Here is a 20116-nt window from a genome sequence, read left to right on the forward strand (position 1 = left end):
CACATAGAAAAAGGAAGGAGTAAATACTTCCTTCCTCTACTAACTCTATTTTTTTGATACATATAATAAGTCATATCCATTGCGTCCATCTTCATTCATACAATCTGTTAACCGATAAGTACTTTCTGATTCGCGCTGCTCTTTAACAATACTTTTACAACTATCTTTATGTAATCCTTTATGGTCACCAGCAAACTTGTCTTGTCTACTATCTAACACATAAAGGATATCTTTCCCACTATGCTCTAACGTTTGAAAAACCGGGTCACCTTCATCGGTATACTGTACAATTCTTATTTTATCAACTTCCCCTTGATCAACGTTCATAACGAACTGTTCGAATTTATCTAGATTGGAAGTTCCTGCTCCCTTTACAATGACATCATTCTTCTTATCAATTGTAGTGCTAGATGGTGAACATGCTACTAAACTAAAGAGAAATAGACATATACAGCTGATTCTTTTTTCTCTTGTCATCCTCTCCTATAAAAATTATTTGTATACCAGAAAAGCTACTTTCAACTATGAAAGTAGCTTTTCTTTTCCTTTCTCCTTCTTCGGAAAAATCGCATATGAAAATGAAATTGCTGTATCAACTAAAAATACAATCGCCCACACTTGGCTCACGCGACTTGCAGCTTTATTTAAAACGATTCCCGATTCTAACCAATTACCCCATTGTTCAAATGGAATAAATCCATACGCGAAGAAAAAGAATATGTGCACACCAACGAATAAAACAAGATGTAATACCCAATTTTTTATTTCCTGCTTTGCATAGGCCATGCCTGTTAATTCTATCTGTTCTTCAATAATAGGCGCCGGTTCATTACGCCATTTCGCAACTGATTTTTGTGCAAATATATCAAGCTTCTTCAAATCCTTTTTCCCGTAGAAAACTGCATACAATAAAATAATTACAGTAATAATTTGAAAGTTAGAGAACTTTCCTGTTTGATAATAGTCCACTACTCCTAAAGTTAAAATAAACACTTCATTTACGAGGAGTACAATTCCCATAATAAAACTCGCCTTTTTCAAACGGAATCCGTAGCGAAGTAAAAAGAAACCGATAGCTGATAACCAAAATACAATTTCTGCCCCAATTAAAAAATACCAACGATATTCTGCGAGTATGCTCATTTATCCTTCTCCCTTTCATCATAAATACGAAAAGCCTCATCCATATACACTAAAAGTTCTTCTTCAATTGGATACATGCTCATTTTCTGTGAATCTTCCTTCGATTTTCTAACTTCCCATAACTTATCTAAAAACGCTTCGTCACCATTAGCCATTTCTAAACACTTCTGCATTAATCTCTTCGTTGCCTTTTGTACCTCATCACTCGCGACTTCTTTACCCTCTTTCATAAAAACACGTAATTGCTTTAATAAATCTACCCATTCTAAAACATTCGGATCTTCTTTACTCATGTTTGGTAAATTATGAAGCAATTTTTGTTCTTCCTTTGAAAATACTTCATTTTGAAATATTTCACGTATACGAGAAGACTGCTTCGAAAGCTGAATCAGTTCAAACATAACTTTCCAATCGAGTTCTCCCTCCACATCTACCGAATAAACAACTGCTTGTAAAACACTCTCCATTCGATTAAATTTCTTTTGTTCTTCCTGTACAAACCGAAGTTGTTTTTCAAGCGAATTTTTTAAATCCAGCTCACCTTTTACTAACATATTCGCAGTTTCTTTTAATGAAAATCCCATTTCTTTTAAAAATAAAATTTGTTGCAAACGAATAACGTCATTTTCACTATATAACCGATGTCCACCCTCTGTTTTTCCGCTCGGCTTTAATAAATCTATTTGATCATAATAACGTAGTGTACGTACTGTAACCCCTGTTTCTCTCGTCAATTCTTGTATTGAAATCACTACCATCACCTCTTCCCTTTCATTATAAAAGATGACGTTACGTAACTTTCAAGCTTTTTGTAAAAAAAATACAAAAAGCTGTTTATACAAAATGTATAAACAGCTTTTATGGAAATAACCCCTTTTGTATGGCGCGCCCACAAAATAAAATAAGTGCTCCAACAACAACACTCGTTGCCGTTTTATGATAATGGGCTAATAATAATAAATAATACGATAAACCTACAGTACCAATCATAATACAAATACTCGGCACTGGATTACGAGAAAAGTTTTGCATTCCCCAAAGAAGCGAAAATATAGCTGTAGCGACACATAACACCGGTAATCCCATCCCAGTTCCCCTTTTTCTATCTATTATTCCTTGTTGCTAGCACACTCGTTGATGCGATACTTATTAATACACCAAAAATAGCAATATATAATAGCTCAGTTACATGTACTGCTTGCCTATCTAAATACTTATTTACACAAAGATACATAATAAACAAGAAAACGAAGCTTGTAATACAAATCGTAAAATATGACTTCATCTTGTTCACAACTCGCTCATCAATCGATGGTACTCCCTCTTCTTTCAAACGCTTCTGCTCTTTATATTCCGAAATTCCATATAAAATGACTAGCGCTACATTCGATATAAAAATAGTTCCCCACGAAATACTTAAAATCATTAAACTCGTATTTAAAAGAATTCCTGCTACAAGCAAACTCCCTACGAATCTCATGACCTCTCTCTTACTCATACATGATCAGCCTCTTTTCGATTTCTATATTTCCACTTCGGCCAATAGTTCACAAGAAAATACACCCACTACCCTAGTACAAATAAAACAAACGGCATACCAGCATTTCCATCAACAATTAAATTATATAAACTCCATATCGCTAAACTAATCGTAAAAAATAACCCTACATATTTAAACGCTTTATCTGACTGAAATCTCTCAAACTCATCCTGCATTTTTTATTCCCCCTATCGCTATGCTCGTTTTCCTACCATTTCTCTCCCCTTACTCCAGCGTAAAGATTTCCTCCACCTTCACTCCAAAATATTTGGCGATTTTTAAAGATAACTCTAGACTCGGGTTGTAATGGTGGTTTTCAATCGCTACGATTGTCTGCCGCGTCACTTGCATCGCCTTTGCCATTTCAACTTGCGTTATATGATGTTGCTTTCTTAATTCTTTAATTTTATTTTTTACACCCATAGGATCCACCTTCAAAAGTAAAGATATCTTTACTTGAATTATAAATATTTTCCAGTTATAAGTAAAGATATCTTTACAAATTTCAGAAAAATATTTCATTGAACATCTACTCTAACAAAGTACAAGAGTAATTCAATTTATATCAGCGATTTTTTAAATATATCAGCGCAACTTAACTTATATCGGCGATTTCCCAAATATATCAGCGCAACTCCATTTATATCGGCGATTTTTCAAATATATCGACATCCGTAGCGCTACTATAATCATAAGAAAAAGCTGTCCCCAAATACCTTCGGGAACAGCTTTCTCCTCTACTACATAAATCCTAACGCATATACAAGAACGTATCCAAGAACCGATAAGCAAACCGAGCCAATCAGCCCTGCCACGAATGCTTTACTTCCTAATTTACGGAACGTTTTAAACTCTACATTTAAACCGAGCCCTGCCATCGCCATTGCGATTAGCATATAAGCAATGACAACAATGTATCCCGCAACAACTTCTGGAATAATCCCGAGCGAATGCACTGCACTCATCGCTAAGAACCCGAAAATGAACCATGGTATTGGAAGTTCGCGCCACGATTTCTTTTCTTTGCTACCTTCACTCTTACCAAACCATAGACCAATTAAAATCGCTACTGGCACAAGCATTGCTACGCGCGTTAACTTCACAATAACTGCGATGTCTACAGCAGTACTTCCTCCTGGCGCCGCAGCTGCGATGACATGAGCGATTTCATGAAGCGTCGCACCTGAGAATACACCATAACCGTACGGAGATAAACCAAGCACTGGATATAATAACGTATAAATAAGCGTAAATATGGTACCTAAAATCGCGATGATTGCTGCCCCAACTGCTGTTTCATCGTCCTTCGCTTTCACTTGCGGTGCAATTGCCACGACCGCGGCTGCGCCGCAAATTGCCGTACCGCATGCTGTTAAAATCCCAAGTTTCTTTTCTACTTTAAATACTTTCGTTAGTCCGTATACAACAAAAATAGTAAATGTAATAACAACCGCCGCGATGACCAATACTTTCGGTCCCGCCTTCGCAATATCAACAAGATTTAATCGCATTCCAAGTAAGATGATCCCAAAGCGCAGCAACTTCTTACTCGCAAAGTTCGTTCCTGCTATCGCATCGTGAGGAACTCCAATTGCAGCGCGCCAAACCATCCCAATTAGAATAGCAATTACTAATTGTCCCATAATATTTAAAAATGGAAGCTCTGCTAAATATTTCGCGGCAATTGCGATTAATAATGTAATCCCAATTCCTTGCGAAAATCCAAAACGCTTCTTCTTTTGTATAACAAGTGTTTGTTCCATTTTGAACCACTCCAATAATCGTATTGGAACATGCATGTTCTTTCTACTTACATTATAAGAGAGTTTCTATAATAAGTTTAATACCAATACCAAATATCTATCATCAGAAATACTTATGATAAGATGATAGAAAAAGAAAGGAGCCCATTATATGAACGTAGACATTTTAAAAATTTTTGTTACTGTCGTTGAACAGAAACACTTCTCCCGTGCAGCAGAATTATTAAACCTTTCACAGCCTGGAGTAAGTATGCATATACGCAACTTAGAAAACGAATTTGGCACTACGCTTATTCAACGCTCCCCGAAGCACGTCCAAGTTACTGAAGCTGGAAACATATTATATATACATGCAAAGCAAATGCTCTCTCTTTACGAAGATGCTAAACAAGAAATTAATGAACTACATAACGTTGTAACAGGAACACTTCGCATTGGTGCTAGTTTTACAATTGGCGAATACTTACTTCCAAAAATACTGGCTAACTATGCGAATGAAAATCCACACGTCGAAGTTCATACTTTCATCTCAAATACAGAAGACGTTTTGCAAAGCCTTCGCTCTAATCAAATTGATATCGGCCTAGTGGAAGGACAAGTCGTATACGCCGACGTAGATGTTGAAACATTTATGCAAGATGAAATGAAGCTCGTCGTCCCGCCAAATCATCCATTACTCCGCACAAATGAAATAAATGAAAGTACACTCCAAGATCAAGTATGGGTATTAAGAGAAAGTGGTTCTGGTACACGCGCTTATAGTGACCGCTTTATTCATCAACACCATTTAAAAATGAAACGATTCTTTACATTCAGTAGTATCCAAAGCGTAAAGGAAGCTGTTAGTGCCGGGCTTGGCATCGCTATCCTTTCTGATTGGACTGTACGGAAAGAGCTATTAGCAAAAGAACTATTCCACGTCGAAGTTCCAAATGAACAACTAATCCGTCCGTTTTCCATCGTGCGCGGTAAATATTTCATTCCATCTAAAGCCATTCAAGTGTTCTTAAATCATGTAGATTCTTTTGCGAAAAAACAGAGTTGACCTTCACATTAGTGTGAAGGTTTACAATACATGTAAAAGGAGTGAAATACATTGCGAATTGGAGAATTATCAAAAGAAACTGGCGTTAGTGAAAGATCACTAAGACATTACGAAGAAAAGGGCTTACTCCCTTCTAAGCGCCTTGCAAATGGCTACCGTGATTTTGATGAAAGTGCCATCGAAAAAGTGGAGCTTATTCAAATGTACTTTCAAATTGGCTTAAATTTAGAAGAGACGGCAAGGATGCTGCGCTGCCTTGAAATTGAACCGCACCTGTACGACAATCCGTGCAGCAGTATCCTTACACTTTACGAAGATAAACTCAATGAAGTAACAAAGCAAATTACATTACTTTCCAACATCCAAACGAATTTGCAAAAACACGTTTCACTCCTAAAACAAGCAAAAGAAAAGGAATGATTACATGTTTGTTATACATGGCAGTTCAAGACAAAACGGAAATACAGAAGCTTTAACACATATGATGATAGAGGACATTGAAACAGAACAAATTTATTTGCGTGATCATACCGTCTATCCTATTACAGACCAACGTCATGATGCAGAAGGATTCCAATCCGTAAATGATGACTATGAGCAGTTAACCAAACGCATGCTAGAGCACGACACGATTATCTTTGCTACACCATTATATTGGTACGGAATGAGTGGACATATGAAAAACTTTGTTGATCGCTGGTCACAAAGCTTGCGCGATACATCTCTTCATTTCAAAGAAAAAATGAAAGGCAAAAAAATGTATGTTGTCATCGTTGGCGGGGATAATCCAAAGCTAAAAGCATTACCGCTTATTGCTCAATTCCAATATATCTTTGATTTTGTTGGTTCTTCATTTGAAGGTTATGTTATTGGAGATGCAAATGGACTGGATGAAATTAAAAACGATGCTGAGGCGCTGGCAAAAGCACAATTGTATAATAATAAATTCAAAAATAGCGAACAGAAATAAGTTTGACAAACCCTTTTGTATGCGCATACAATAAAAGTAATATTATGAAAGGAAGGTACTTTGACCAATGAAGTTCTAATTCTCTTATTTATTTCATCCATCACAAATAGTGAACAAAAATGATGAAAACTAGCAGGGGATTAGTCTGTCCATTTGTCGATACTTTCTTTCGAAACGATCATGTAAAAAATCGTTTATTTATGTACGATTTTTTACATACAAGGGCGACGTTTATCCTCTCTAGTGAAACTAGGGAGGTTTTTTTATGACTATTTTATTCGCACGTAATATTGAAAAGAGCTTTGGTGATCGCACACTATTTACATTACCATCACTGGAAATTCAAGCACAGGATCGCATAGGAATTGTCGGAGTCAACGGAGCTGGTAAATCTACGTTATTACAAATATTAAGTAAAGAAATAGAAGCTGACAGAGGCATAGTAACTCATCATAGTTCTATCGCCATCATTCCTCAGCTCAGCGAAGAACTACCGGAAACCGCTTCTTCTCTCGCAAAAGGAAAATGGAGTATTTCAAACGTTACCGACGCAATGAGCGGCGGTGAACGAATGCGACTAAAGATTGCGCATGCTCTCGAACAAAATGCAGGCATTTTATTCGCTGATGAACCAACAAGCCACTTAGATATGGTCGGTACAGAGCAATTAGAAAAGGCACTTTCATCTTATAAAGGGGCACTTGTTTTAATATCGCATGACCGTGAATTTCTAGATAATACATGTACCAAAATTATTGAAATTGAAGACGGTATTATTCAAGAGTACAAAGGTAATTATTCAAACTATCGAAAACAAAAAGAACGTGAACGAATACAAAAACAAGCAGAATATGAGCAATATATACAAGAAAAAAATCGTTTAGAACAGTCCATTCTACAAAGAAAGCAACGTGCTTCTAACATGAAAAAAATCCCAACACGGTTCAGTTCATCTGAATCTAGACTTTATAGGTTAAGTGGGGCTCATGGCCAAGAACAGGTTAGTAAAGCAGCGAAAGCATTAGAGACACGTCTCGAAAAACTAGAAAAGAAGGAAAAGCCAAAGGATCTTTCTCAAGCTCAATTTGACGTGCAATACCATACACCCATTCATAGTAAGGTGGCAGTACAATTCAATAAAGCAACAAAGAAAATAGGCGACCGTATACTATTTAAAAATATGAATGGAACTATTGCCCCTGGTGCAAAGCTTGCCGTTTTAGGGGCAAATGGAAGCGGCAAAACCACTTTGTTCAACATGCTTCTCATAAACGAGCGTGGCATGCAGCTATCGAAAAGTTGTAAAATTGGATACTTCGAACAAACATTATCTATTTTAAAAACAGATAAAACCATTTTAGAAAATGTTCTAGAAGAAACAAACTATACAGAAGCATTCGTTCGCACAATACTTGCACGACTTCTATTCCGCCGTGAGGATGTTCATAAACCTGTGCACGTTCTAAGCGGGGGTGAAAGAATGAAGGTTGCACTCGCAAAAGTATTTTTAGGAAACTATAATATGCTTCTGCTAGATGAACCGACAAACTATTTAGACTTAGCGACGCAAGAAGAATTAGAAACCATGTTACAAGAATATCCTGGCACAATACTTTTCATTAGCCATGACCGTGCCTTTATTCGCTCTGTTGCAGACCATATTCTACAAGTAGATGAGAATGAACCAAGAATCTTCCACGGTAATCACGAGCAATACACAAAAAGAACCACCGGAGATTCTGTAAACGTTACTGAGCAAGAAATGTTACGATTACAAACAAAATTAACAGAAGTCATCGGCCGGATTTCCATTCCAAATCATCACGATGACATCACATCTCTCGAACAAGAATACGCAAAATTATTAACTCAAATTCAAAAATGTAAAGAAGCACTCTAATGTCTTCCCTATATATCGACGGAGCATTCCACATTTCCCAAGAAATATTGAATCTTCGACATAGAATACAAAAAGCCGTGCATCAGCACGGCTTTTCATTTTAGATACGGACAGCAGTCCCGCTCACAGCAACCATTAGCATTCCTTCGCGAACTACCTCGTAGTCCACGTCGATACCAACAATTGCATTTGCATTTTTTTGTCTTGCGAAAGTTTTCATTTCTTCCATTGCGATGTCGCGTGCTTCTTTTAATTTACTTTCATAAGCACCCGCACGACCGCCGACAACGTCACGGACGGAGGCGAAAAGGTCACGAACGATATTCGCGCCCATAATCGCTTCTCCATTGACAATATCAATATACTCAATAATTTCTTTTCCTTGAATTGTAGACGTTGTTGTTACAATCATACTTTATAGCCTCCCATATGAGATTTTTACCTACTTATGGTGCACTAATTCTGTACAAATTATATTTACGAACTAAACTGAGCTTCGTATAACCTACTGTATCCTCCACCTTGCTCAATTAATTCATTATGTGAACCTTGTTCTGCAATACCATCTTTATTTACAACGACGATGCGATCTGCATTTTTAATCGTTGCAAGTCTGTGAGCGATAACTAATGTTGTACGGCCAACAGATAGCTCCGCAAGCGATTTTTGAATCGCAAGTTCTGTCTCTGTATCTAATGCAGAAGTTGCTTCATCCAATATTAAAATTGGGGGGTTTTTCAAGAACATACGAGCAATAGCTAGACGCTGCTTTTGTCCACCTGAAAGTTTCACGCCGCGCTCACCGATAACAGTATCTAAACCGTCCGGCTGTGAGTAAATTAAATCTTCTAATTGCGCACGTTTTACTGCCTGCCAAATTTCAGCTTCTGATGCTTTTAAATTTCCGTAAGCGATATTTTCACGAATTGTTCCTGAGAATAAGAACACGTCTTGCTGCACAATTCCAATTTGCTTACGAAGTGAAGATAATGTCATATCTTTCGTATCAATTCCATCAATTTGAATCGATCCAGATGATTGTTCATAAAAACGTGGTAATAGGCTACATAACGTCGTTTTCCCAGCTCCTGATGGTCCAACGAACGCAACTGTTTCACCTGCATGTATTTTCAAACTAATGTCATTTAAAATCGGTTCTTTGTTTTCATATCCAAACGTAATGTTGTTATATTGAATATCACCGTGTACATGCTTCACTTCCATTGCATCTTTAGAGTCTACAATGTCAGGCTCTGTTTCAAGAAGCTCTACATATCTTTTAAAACCGGCGATTCCTTTCGGATAGCTTTCGATTACCGCGTTAATTTTTTCAATTGGGCGGAAGAAAATATTCGTTAATAGAACGAATCCGATAAATCCACCGTACGTTAATTCTCCTTGCAGCACAAACCATGTACCGCATATTAAGACGAAGAGCGTTACGAGACGCATGAGCATATAACTAATCGACGAATTTAACGCCATAATTTTATACGCCATTAATTTTGTTGTACGGAAACGAGCGTTGTTAACAGCAAATTGCTCTTTCTCAAACTTTTCATTTCCGAATGCTTGTACAACGCGAATACCACCAACATTGTTCTCAATGCATGCATTAAAATCAGCAACGTCTGAGAATAAACGTCTAAATGTACCTGTCATTTTTTTATTAAAGTAAAGTGCTAACCATAATAGGAATGGAATGACGAAGAACGTTAATAACGCTAACTTCCAGTTGATCATCATCATAAATGAGAATGCCCCAACTAAAGTCATTACGGCGATAAATAAATCTTCTGGTCCATGGTGAGCAATTTCCCCAATTTCCATTAAATCGTTTGTAAGGCGTGAAATTAAATGACCTGTTTTATTATTATCAAAAAATCTGAATGATAGCTTTTGAATATGATCAAATAATTTCTGCCTCATATCTGTTTCAATGTTAACACCAAGCATATGTCCCCAATATGTAACAACATATTGCAGGCCTGCATTTAACATATAAACTGCGAGTAAACCGAAACAAGCCCATAAAATAAGCGTCCAGTTTTGCCCTGGCAATAACTTATCAATAAATTGGTTTACGATAAGCGGGAAGCCAAGTTCTAATAATCCTGCGACAACCGCACAAGAAAAGTCGAGTATAAATAAACCTTTATACGGTTTATAGTACGAGAAAAATTTACGCAGCATATCTTACCTCCATTTTCCAAAATTAAAAAGACTCCCTAAATGATAACCATTATCAAATGATTATTCAAGTTATCCGTCTATGAAACTGAAAATAAGCTTTGCGATAGTTGTCGTTTTTTGCTGGAAAGTCGATATATTCGAATAATCGCCGATATATTTCGAGTTGCGCTGATATATTTGCAAAATCGCCGATATATTTCAAGTTGCGCTGATATATTCGGATAATCGCCGATATAAATTTCATTTACTAACTACTCTCCCATCCCCCAAAAACAAAAAAGGTACCACCACAAGGTGATACCATTCCTTCTATTACATCGCTTCCGAATCCCACTCATGCTCCTGTTCAACGAATACAATACCTAATTCGTGATGTCCACCAGCATATAATGCAGTTTGTGCAAGACGAAGCTCACCATTTGTATCTAATACTTCTAATTTACAAAATGCTCCTGTCGTCTTCGTTTGAAGCGCATCATAAAATTCCTCGGCGCTTTTTGGAATGACTCCATTTACTTTCGTAATAATTTCTCCAGGCAGTAATTTCAGCTCTGCTCCAATTGTATTTGGAATTGTATCTAGTACAACGAGCCCATCATTGCGTGCAGCAAAATACGCTGGTCTTGTTTCATCGGCAATTTTTTCTTGCATCGAAATTGTGAAACGCCCAAGCATAGCGACTCCCATCGCGATAATTGCAAGTACGTGCCACCAGTAACTTGCGATTCCTAAAACGAGCACAAGTCCTGCTAATCCGTACACACGTCTTCCTGTAAATAATAAAGCTTCCGTCGGCTCATAACTTCTAATCCTTCTCATAAATCCAATTAAAAATGGAACGAGGAATAGAGAATATGTATTTGAACCTATTGAAACGACAGGCCACCATGAAATAAACTGCGTTACCGCATCACCCGGTACAAGAATAAAAATAGGAACGATCCATAAACGCTTTGATTCGTGTAAACCAATCTTTAATCCACGCTTCCCCTGCCTAAGCCTCGGCGTCGAATATCCTACTGCGTTTTTCGAAATCAATAAGCCTTCTACAATAAGCATAACGCCTAGTAAAATAACAAGGGATACAATGGTACTCTCTTCACCTTCTCGAAGCTGTAAAAAGGAAACTGGTAGCTTAGAAGATAATAGAACACATACAATCGCAATGCTAAATGTATAAGCCGCCGATAAATATCGATACATAGCCGTTAATCCAAATAGTAACGTCCAAATTAAAATGGCCCATAAGCTTGCTTTAGAAACAACAAGTCCAAGCCCAATCGTAATAATAGATACTACTAATCCGTATCCAATCCCTGCAAATAGAGAGGTTCGCAGTTCAAACCAAATATCATAAACTTTAAAAGAAAAATCTTTTCGTTCTCTTAACATACGTAAGTATCCAACGAAGATACTACTTATTACAAATATATAGACAGCAGGGTGTAAGAAAAAACGTCCAACTGCCCGCATTATTTCAAAAATCCACGCCTCCACGAACTCATTCACCACCATTTATATCATTCTTTCTTTTTATATTATCATAACTAAACAAACGTTTGTTTAACACAAAAAAATACAGGCAGCAAACTGCCTGTATTTCTTCTTATTTTGCCATTAATTTTAATGCTGACTGTAATTGTAGATCATTTTCTCCAGAACGGATTTTTTCGATAATTTTAGTTTGAATCGCTTCAGCTGTCTTTTTATCAAGCTGTCCTGTCGCTTCCATTTCATTTGCATTTTGGAATGCTTTCAGAGCCGATTCTGTCTCTTTACTAAAGTATCCATCTTCACGACCTGGTACATAACCTAAGCTCTTAAGCATTTCCTGAGCATGTTTTACTTGTACATCATTTGAATTGTATGAAAGTGTTTTTTCAATTTGAATTGGTGTCGCATGATAATAATTTGGTTGCTTCACTTCTACTGTTGGCGCGATTCCTTTTTTATGAATCCAGTTCCCATCCGGTGTTAACCATTTAAACATCGTTAATTTAATGTTGCTGCCGTCTTTAAATGGAACAGCTTGCTGGACAGTACCTTTACCAAATGTCTTTTCACCAATTAAATCGTATCCTTCTCCTTCTTTTAGCGCACCCGCTAAAATCTCTGAAGCAGAAGCACTTCCATTATCAATTAATACTGAAATTGGATATGGTTTTCTCTCTTTCAGTTCCGTAGAGAATTTCTTCTTCTCACCATTTCGCTGCTCTACTTGTAGCATCGGCTTTTTATTCGTCATAATTTCCCCTAGTATATCTTCTACACTATTTAAGTAGCCACCAGGATTACCACGCACGTCAATAACTAAGCCTTTTATATTTTTCTTCTCTAACTCTTTTAACTGATCCTTAAATTCTTTCGCTGTATTTTCAGCAAAAGAAGTGATTTGCATATAACCGATATCTTTTCCACTCTCTTGCTTCACAGAACTAAACACTGTAAAGATCGGAATCTTTTCACGCTTAATTTTAAATACAATCGGATCAGTTACTCCCGCACGTTTAATTTCAATTGCGACAGTCGTTCCCTTTTTACCACGAATTTTTAATACTGCTTCTTCACGTGATAAGTCTTTCACACTGTTTCCATCTACAGATAAAATTTGGTCATTCGGTTTAATTCCTATCTTTTCTGCTGGTGAACCTTTAATTGGCGATACGATAATAAGCTTACCGTCCGTCTTGTTCACCTCAGCCCCAATCCCCTCTAATTCGGGATCAAGCGATTCACTAAACTGTTTGGCTGTTTCTTTATCCATATACGTGGAATAAGGGTCCTTCAGCGTAGACAACATACCTTGTATTGCACCTTCAACTAACTTTTCATCTTTCACGTCTTCCACATAACGTGAATCAATTAGTGCATACGCCTCATTAATTTTTGCCAAATTCCCTTGCGCAGTGCTAGCATTCCCACTCGAAATTGTTTGCGTTACTTCTGATGGGTTAACCCCAAATACAGACATGCCTGCAAACATTCCGCCAGCACCAATTAAAAATGCAACAACCATTCCAATAATTGCAACTCTACGTTTCAATGCGGAATTCCCCTTTCCAAAACACACAGGTGGTGTAGCAAAAGGCATCACACAGTGTGTGATGCCTTTACCTATTTCTACTATATGATAAGCTTGTACGAATTATGTTTGCAACTTTTTATACTTTTAAGAAGCGACGAATTGACATTACACTTCCCCACATACCGATTAAAGCACCGATTAACACTAGTAAACCAGCTAATTGGAATACGAACGGACTGTATGGTAGAAGCTCGAAAATTGTTCCGCCAAGTTTTTCATTAAACACACCTTGCAACGAATTATACGTAATTAGAATTAGGCCAATTGGAATAATTGATCCTAATACTCCTAAGAATAATCCCTCTAGCAAGAATGGCCAACGAATAAACCAGTTTGTTGCACCAACAAGTTTCATAATTTCAATTTCTGTACTACGAGCATAAATTGTAATTTTAATTGTATTAGAGATTAAGAACATCGCTGTGAATAAAAGACCAGCAATTAACGCAATCCCAATGTTACGACCAGTTTTTACAGTATCAAATAATCGTTCAACTTGTCCTTTTCCGTACTGAACATTACTAACAAACTGCATTTTTTCAACCTTCTTCGCGATTGTCGCTGTATCGGTTGGTTCTTTTGCTTTTACAACGAATACGTTTTTAAGTGGGTTATCTTGTTCAAATAACTCAAACGTTTTTCCACTATCACCTAAGCTTTTAATTAAACGTTTTAACTCTTCTTCTTTAGAAGAATATTTAATAGAATCTACTTTTGCAATCTTACTCATATCTTCTTCTAATTTCTTTTGATCCGCTTCTTTTGCAGCTGGATCAATGTGTACACGAATCTCTACATCTTGCTCTACTTTCGTCGCAAAATGGTTCATATTCATAATCGCTGTTAAAAAGACACCTACAAGTAATAATGTAACTGTTACTGCACTAACAGAAGCAAATGTCATCCATCCGTTACGTGATAGATTCTTTACACCTTCTCGCAAATGTCGACTAAGGGTCTTAGCCTTCATATCCGTATCCTCCCTCAATCTCATCTCGAACAATTTTTCCGCCTTCAATCGCGATTACACGATGACGGATTGTATTTACGATATCTGCATTATGCGTCGCCATAACAATCGTTGTGCCGCGCTCATTAATGCGAGTAAAAATATTCATAATATCAAGAGCTGTTTCAATATCTAAGTTACCTGTTGGCTCATCGGCAATTACAACCTTTGGTCTATTTACAATTGCTCTTGCAATAGCCACACGTTGTTGCTCCCCGCCCGAAAGCTCACTTGGAAGTGCGTCTGCACGATCTTCAAGGCCTACAAGACCTAGAACTTCTGTTACACGCTCACGAATTGCATCCGGTTCTTCTTCAATTACTTCTAAAGCAAACGAAACATTCTCATATACCGTTAATTTAGGTAGCAATTTGAAATCTTGGAAAATCACGCCTAATTGACGACGAAAATACGGAACGTCTCTTTCTGCCAATGTTTCGATAGTAAGTCCATTTACATTAATAGATCCTGTAGATGGTTTCTCTTCACGATACATCATTTTAATAAATGTAGATTTTCCGGCTCCACTCGGTCCAACTACGTATACGAATTCACCTTGTTTAATGTTAACTGTAAGACCAGCAATGGCTTTCATACCATTCGGGTACTCCTTATAAACATTCGTCATTTTTATCATTATTTATCACCCAATACTTAATGATTTTTTTCGAAATACTTTTCTGTACATCTGAAAACAAAAGACATCCTTCATTTTCATTTAGTCATCCTTGTTGAAGATAGTTTACTTATGCTTTCTCATAAGCAATACCACTCTATGTAATATATTTCAGCAAAATTCTACAAACCCCATTGTAACATCAAACGGTTTCCAATTTGGATACATTTTTGTTACAGTTATGTTACATACCAGAAAAAAGGAAAACGAGTTGACTATATTATCAACTCGTCCATTTCACCTTTTTTATTTATGTTCAGCTAACCATTCAGACACTTTTTTCGCATCTTCACCTTGAATAAGTCCTGGTGACATTGAACCGCGGCCTTTTTTAATAATCTCTTCGATATCTGTAGCGTCGTACTTACCGCCTACTTTTCTTAAATCAGGTCCAGTTGCCCCTGATAAATCTGTTGCGTGACATCCCGCACAACTTCTTTGGAAAATTTGTTCTGCGCTGTCTGTGCTTGCAGACTGTTTCGAAGACTTACTCTCTTCTTTATTTCCGCATGCTCCTAAAGCAAAAACAACCGATGTCCCTAGCGCAATAGCCAACAATTTTTTTTTCACTTCTATCGCTCCCCATTGTTGATATTCTTTTTATTCCTAACACACTCATTTTCATTATAAGCATTATCTTTATATAGAAAAACTAAGGTGTATTTCATATCCCTCAAAAATACAGTGAGAACCTTGATAAAATAAAGCTTTCATAAGTTGTTTCAATTCTGTGAACAACTTAAAAAACTTCTATAAAGCATCCTTTTTAAAAGGAAAATTAGAAAAGTTCTATATAAATCTTTACCATATTACCGCTCTATTTTACTATTCTCTACTTTTTACAAAACAATATACAGCATTGTAATCTACATATAATCCCATCAAAAAGAGAAGTTGTCGTTTCCAACTTCTCTTCCTCTTTACTTCATCTATAAAAATAAAATCAAATTCTTTATATCCTCTATTGTCCTCAGCATGCGCCAACAATTTCGTTGGCTTTTTTTCGCTTATTAGATGCGAGAACGTAAGTAAGCATCAATAAATGGATCAATCTCTCCATCCATAACAGCTTGTACGTTACCAACCTCCGTATTTGTACGATGGTCTTTTACAAGAGAATACGGGTGGAATACGTAAGAACGGATTTGGCTACCCCATCCGATTTCTTTTTGCTCTCCGCGAATTTCATCTAATTCTGCTTGTTGCTCTTCTAGTTTCTTTTGATATAATTTCGCTTTTAACATTTTCATCGCATGCTCACGGTTTTTAATTTGAGAACGCTCCGACTGACATGTTACAACCGTATTTGTCGGTGTATGTGTAATACGAACTGCTGAATCTGTCGTATTTACGTGCTGTCCACCAGCTCCACTTGCTCGGTACGTATCAATTTTTAAATCTTCTGTACGTACTTCGATTTCAACTTCATCATTGAACTCTGGTACAACTTCACAAGATACGAATGATGTATGACGACGCCCTGAAGAATCGAATGGTGAAATACGTACAAGACGATGTACACCTTTCTCTGCTTTTAAGTAACCGTAAGCGTTATGACCTTTAATTAATAAAGTTACACTCTTAATACCAGCTTCATCACCTGGTAAATAGTCAACCGTTTCTACTTTGAATCCGCGTTTTTCAGCCCAGCGTGTGTACATACGTAATAGCATAGAACCCCAGTCTTGTGACTCAGTTCCACCTGCACCTGGATGTAATTCTAAAATCGCATTATTTTTATCATAAGGATCACTTAATAGTAACTGAAGCTCATACTCATTCATTTCTTGAATTAAGCCTTTTACTTCTGATTCTAATTCCTCATGTAAATCTTCATCATACTCTTCTTTTAAAAGCTCATGCGTGATTTCTAAATTTTCGAACGTCTCATCTAACTGACGGAACTTTCCAACCATATCTTTTAACGCATTCGCTTCATTAATTACAGCTTGTGCGCCTTGTTGGTCATCCCAAAATCCTGCGCCCATCATTTTCTCTTCTAATTCTGCAATTTGTTTCTCCTTAGTAGGGAGGTCAAAGAGACCCCCTAAAAGCCGCTAATCGCTTAGCCATTTTCTCTAATTCCTGTCTAATTTCTACTAATTCCATTTCCTTCACCTCTATGTAATTGCTGTTACTTTCGTATGAAAACAAGGGAAACTCTCTCCACTTATTACGGAGAGAGTTTAATCCTTCTTAATTATACATTTTTGATATAAAAGTTTGCAAAACAGCCTAAGCTACCGTCCTATATTACTGAACGATACCACAGCAGTTTTTATATTTTTTACCGCTACCACATTTACATAAATCGTTGCGGCCCACTTGGTCACCTTTTACAACTGGCTTTTTCTTTGCTTCTTCGCCATCGCTAGAAGGATGAACAGCTTCACCTTGAACAACTTCTTGACGTTCTAAGTTTTGTTCAATTTCAGCTTTCATAATGTAACGAGAAATTTCCTCTTCAATAGAAGCAACCATTGACTCGAACATCGCGAACCCTTCCATTTGGTACTCACGAAGTGGATCGATTTGACCGTAAGCACGTAAATGAATACCTTCACGAAGGTGATCCATCGCATCAATATGCTCTGTCCATTTCGTATCTACAACGCGGAATACAACAACCTTCTCAAACTCACGCATTTGCTCTTCTGGCATAAGCTTTTCTTTTTCATTGTATCGCTCAATTAATTTCGCAATAATTGGCTCGCTCATTTCCTCAGGAGCAAGGCGACGTAATTCTTCTTCTTTTACATCTCCGTCTTGAAGAAGGTTTGTATTTAAGTAGTCAACAAGACCTTTAATGTTCCAATCTTCTTCAATTTCCTCTTGTGTATGAAGAGCAACAGCACGTTCTACTGTAGATTTCATCATACCTTCAATAATGCCGCGTAAGTTGTCAGACTCCATTACCTCTTGACGCTGTTTGTAAATAACTTCACGTTGCTGACGAAGTACATCATCATATTGCAGTAACTGCTTACGTGCATCATAGTTATTTCCTTCAACACGTTTTTGTGCAGATTCTACCGCACGAGAAACCATTTTACTTTCAATCGGCTGAGAATCATCCATACCAAGGCGGTCCATCATTGCTTTCATATTATCTGAACCAAATCGGCGCATTAATTCATCTTCCATCGATAAGTAGAACTGCGTAACACCAGGGTCCCCTTGACGACCAGCACGACCACGTAACTGATTATCAATACGACGACTTTCGTGACGCTCTGTACCGATAACTGCTAAACCAACGTTTTTCACATCGTCTCCAAGCTTAATATCTGTACCACGACCTGCCATGTTCGTCGCGATTGTTACAGCACCTTTCATACCAGCCTCTGCAATGATATCTGCTTCACGAGCATGGTTTTTCGCATTTAAGATGTTATGACGTACACCTTTACGCGTTAACATTTTTGAAATAAGCTCTGAAGTTTCAATTGCAACTGTACCTACAAGAACAGGTTGTCCTTTTTTATGACGATTTACAATATCCTCAACAACAGCATTGAACTTACCTTCCATTGATTTAAAGATTAAATCGGCACGATCATCACGAATAATCGGTTTGTTTGTCGGAATTACAATAACGTTCATATTGTAAATGTTACGGAATTCCTCTTCCTCTGTTTTCGCTGTACCAGTCATACCAGATAATTTTTCATACATACGGAAGTAGTTCTGGAATGTAATTGTTGCAAGCGTCATGCTTTCATTTTGAATTTCTACACCTTCTTTTGCTTCAATCGCTTGGTGTAATCCTTCGCTATAACGACGACCTTTCATAAGACGACCAGTGAATTGGTCTACAATTACGATTTCGCCTTCTTGTACAACATAATCTGTATCACGATGCATAACAACGTGTGCACGAAGCCCCTGATTAATATGGTGAAGAAGTGCTACATGTTTTAAATCGAATAAGTTTTCAATATGGAAAGCTTTCTCTGCTTTCGTAATACCATCTTCTGTTAGCATTACATTTTTCGTTTTCACATCAAATGAATAATCTTTTTCATTTTCTAACGTACGAACAAATGCATTTGCAAACATGTATAGCTCTGTTGATTTTTGAGCTTGTCCTGAAATAATAAGCGGCGTACGTGCTTCATCGACTAAAATAGAATCGACTTCATCGATAATAGCAAAGTGAAGTGGACGTTGAACGCACTGCTCTTTATATAAAACCATGTTATCACGTAAGTAATCGAATCCAAGCTCATTATTTGTGCTATACGTAATATCAGCAGCATAAGCCTCTTGTTTCTCTTCGCGTGACATACTATTTAAGTTAATTCCTACCGTTAAGCCAAGGAACTCATGAAGTTGTCCCATTTCGCTCGCATCACGTTGTGCTAAATATTCATTGACTGTAACAACGTGAACACCTTTTCCTGTTAAAGCATTTAAATATACAGGTAATGTAGATGTTAACGTTTTACCTTCACCCGTTTTCATCTCAGAAATATTCCCTTCATGTAAGGCAATACCACCCATTAACTGTACGCCATATGGACGCATTCCAAGAACACGAGTTGCCGCTTCGCGAACAACTGCAAAAGCTTCAGGTAGTAAATCATCTACTGTTTCACCTTTTGTTAGACGTTCTTTAAATTCAAGCGTCTTTCCTTTTAATTGTTCATCAGTTAGTGGCTTAATAGATGACTCTAATGCATCAATTTGCTCAACTGTCTTTTGCATACGTTTAATTTGGCGTTGATTTACATCAAACACCTTTTTTAAAATACCGATCATAGGAAATACGCTCCTCTTTTTATTAAAATAA

At 37.1% G+C, this 20116-nt stretch carries 20 protein-coding genes and 1 pseudogene; 4 read left to right on the plus strand and 17 right to left on the minus strand.

All coding sequences use genetic code 11. The features are described 5' to 3' along the window. Window positions 1-45: 45 nt before the first annotated feature. The 8 genes and pseudogenes from V7S45_RS25485 to V7S45_RS25520 all read right to left on the minus strand — a co-directional run bounded on the left by V7S45_RS25485 (window position 46) and on the right by V7S45_RS25520 (window position 4446). Window positions 46-477, minus strand: a complete 432-nt coding sequence (locus V7S45_RS25485; protein ID WP_342761550.1) for a DUF4362 domain-containing protein — start codon at window positions 475-477, stop codon at window positions 46-48. 45 nt (window positions 478-522) lie between these two features. Beyond that, window positions 523-1143 (minus strand): hypothetical protein, encoded by a 621-nt coding sequence (locus V7S45_RS25490; protein ID WP_342761551.1) that lies wholly within the window; start codon window positions 1141-1143, stop codon window positions 523-525. Next, on the minus strand, window positions 1140-1901 hold the full coding sequence (locus tag V7S45_RS25495) for a MerR family transcriptional regulator (RefSeq protein WP_342761552.1): 762 nt from the start codon (window positions 1899-1901) through the stop codon (window positions 1140-1142). The genes V7S45_RS25490 and V7S45_RS25495 overlap by 4 nt, the downstream gene beginning before the upstream one ends. A gap of 100 nt (window positions 1902-2001) precedes the next feature. Next, window positions 2002-2229, minus strand: a complete 228-nt coding sequence (locus V7S45_RS25500; RefSeq protein ID WP_000524139.1) for a hypothetical protein — start codon at window positions 2227-2229, stop codon at window positions 2002-2004. A gap of 16 nt (window positions 2230-2245) precedes the next feature. After that, window positions 2246-2641: an ATPase gene (locus V7S45_RS25505; RefSeq protein WP_342761553.1), complete on the minus strand. Its 396-nt coding sequence runs from the start codon at window positions 2639-2641 to the stop codon at window positions 2246-2248. Continuing rightward, window positions 2638-2859 (minus strand): annotated as a pseudogene (locus V7S45_RS25510) (hypothetical protein). Before V7S45_RS25510 ends, V7S45_RS25505 begins: the two are co-directional and overlap by 4 nt. A 49-nt stretch (window positions 2860-2908) precedes the next feature. Further along, complete coding sequence (locus tag V7S45_RS25515; RefSeq protein ID WP_000538359.1) at window positions 2909-3106, minus strand: helix-turn-helix transcriptional regulator; 198 nt, start codon at window positions 3104-3106, stop codon at window positions 2909-2911. A 317-nt stretch (window positions 3107-3423) separates the two neighbouring features. Beyond that, window positions 3424-4446, minus strand: a complete 1023-nt coding sequence (locus V7S45_RS25520) for a YeiH family protein (RefSeq protein ID WP_342761554.1) — start codon at window positions 4444-4446, stop codon at window positions 3424-3426. A gap of 151 nt (window positions 4447-4597) precedes the next feature. Here V7S45_RS25520 and V7S45_RS25525 point away from each other — a divergent pair, with 151 nt between their 5' ends. The 4 genes from V7S45_RS25525 to abc-f all read left to right on the plus strand — a co-directional run bounded on the left by V7S45_RS25525 (window position 4598) and on the right by abc-f (window position 8361). Further along, window positions 4598-5491 (plus strand): LysR family transcriptional regulator, encoded by an 894-nt coding sequence (locus V7S45_RS25525; RefSeq protein ID WP_001099987.1) that lies wholly within the window; start codon window positions 4598-4600, stop codon window positions 5489-5491. Window positions 5492-5542: 51 nt separating this feature from the next. Then, complete coding sequence (locus V7S45_RS25530; protein ID WP_342761555.1) at window positions 5543-5911, plus strand: MerR family transcriptional regulator; 369 nt, start codon at window positions 5543-5545, stop codon at window positions 5909-5911. Between the two features lie 4 nt (window positions 5912-5915). Further along, window positions 5916-6461: a flavodoxin family protein gene (locus V7S45_RS25535; protein ID WP_000497611.1), complete on the plus strand. Its 546-nt coding sequence runs from the start codon at window positions 5916-5918 to the stop codon at window positions 6459-6461. A gap of 265 nt (window positions 6462-6726) precedes the next feature. Next, complete coding sequence (gene abc-f, locus V7S45_RS25540; protein ID WP_342761556.1) at window positions 6727-8361, plus strand: ribosomal protection-like ABC-F family protein; 1635 nt, start codon at window positions 6727-6729, stop codon at window positions 8359-8361. Between the two features lie 100 nt (window positions 8362-8461). Here abc-f and V7S45_RS25545 read toward each other — a convergent pair whose 3' ends face one another. From V7S45_RS25545 to secA, 9 genes are all read right to left on the minus strand, one after another. Continuing rightward, window positions 8462-8773, minus strand: a complete 312-nt coding sequence (locus tag V7S45_RS25545) for a heavy metal-binding domain-containing protein (RefSeq protein ID WP_000637523.1) — start codon at window positions 8771-8773, stop codon at window positions 8462-8464. A 65-nt stretch (window positions 8774-8838) separates the two neighbouring features. Beyond that, window positions 8839-10554 (minus strand): ABC transporter ATP-binding protein, encoded by a 1716-nt coding sequence (locus V7S45_RS25550; protein ID WP_000944620.1) that lies wholly within the window; start codon window positions 10552-10554, stop codon window positions 8839-8841. Window positions 10555-10866: 312 nt separating this feature from the next. Continuing rightward, the gene (locus tag V7S45_RS25555; RefSeq protein WP_033687562.1) at window positions 10867-12069 is read right to left on the minus strand and encodes a PDZ domain-containing protein; all 1203 of its coding nucleotides are present in this window, start codon (window positions 12067-12069) and stop codon (window positions 10867-10869) included. Window positions 12070-12160: 91 nt separating this feature from the next. Then, complete coding sequence (locus tag V7S45_RS25560; RefSeq protein WP_002005957.1) at window positions 12161-13645, minus strand: S41 family peptidase; 1485 nt, start codon at window positions 13643-13645, stop codon at window positions 12161-12163. 70 nt (window positions 13646-13715) lie between these two features. After that, complete coding sequence (gene ftsX / locus V7S45_RS25565; protein ID WP_000645027.1) at window positions 13716-14609, minus strand: permease-like cell division protein FtsX; 894 nt, start codon at window positions 14607-14609, stop codon at window positions 13716-13718. Next, complete coding sequence (gene ftsE / locus V7S45_RS25570; RefSeq protein WP_000594321.1) at window positions 14599-15285, minus strand: cell division ATP-binding protein FtsE; 687 nt, start codon at window positions 15283-15285, stop codon at window positions 14599-14601. Before ftsE ends, ftsX begins: the two co-directional genes overlap by 11 nt. Before the next feature lie 285 nt (window positions 15286-15570). Beyond that, entirely contained in the window at window positions 15571-15894 is a 324-nt protein-coding gene (gene cccB / locus V7S45_RS25575) for a cytochrome c551 (protein WP_103622726.1), read from the minus strand. A 440-nt stretch (window positions 15895-16334) separates the two neighbouring features. Then, window positions 16335-17433 (minus strand): peptide chain release factor 2 gene (prfB, locus tag V7S45_RS25580; protein WP_096001716.1). Its coding sequence is split into 2 segments (ribosomal slippage): window positions 16335-17360 and window positions 17362-17433, totalling 1098 coding nucleotides; the frame shifts between segments, so codons are not numbered across the junction. A gap of 144 nt (window positions 17434-17577) precedes the next feature. Beyond that, window positions 17578-20085 carry a preprotein translocase subunit SecA gene (gene secA, locus V7S45_RS25585; protein ID WP_000579387.1) on the minus strand — a complete coding sequence of 836 codons (2508 nt, stop codon included), beginning with the start codon at window positions 20083-20085 and terminating at the stop codon, window positions 17578-17580. Between the last annotated feature and the right edge of the window lie 31 nt (window positions 20086-20116).

The organism is Bacillus sp. BR3(2024) (assembly GCF_039134555.1).
Lineage (GTDB): Bacteria > Bacillota > Bacilli > Bacillales > Bacillaceae_G > Bacillus_A > Bacillus_A cereus.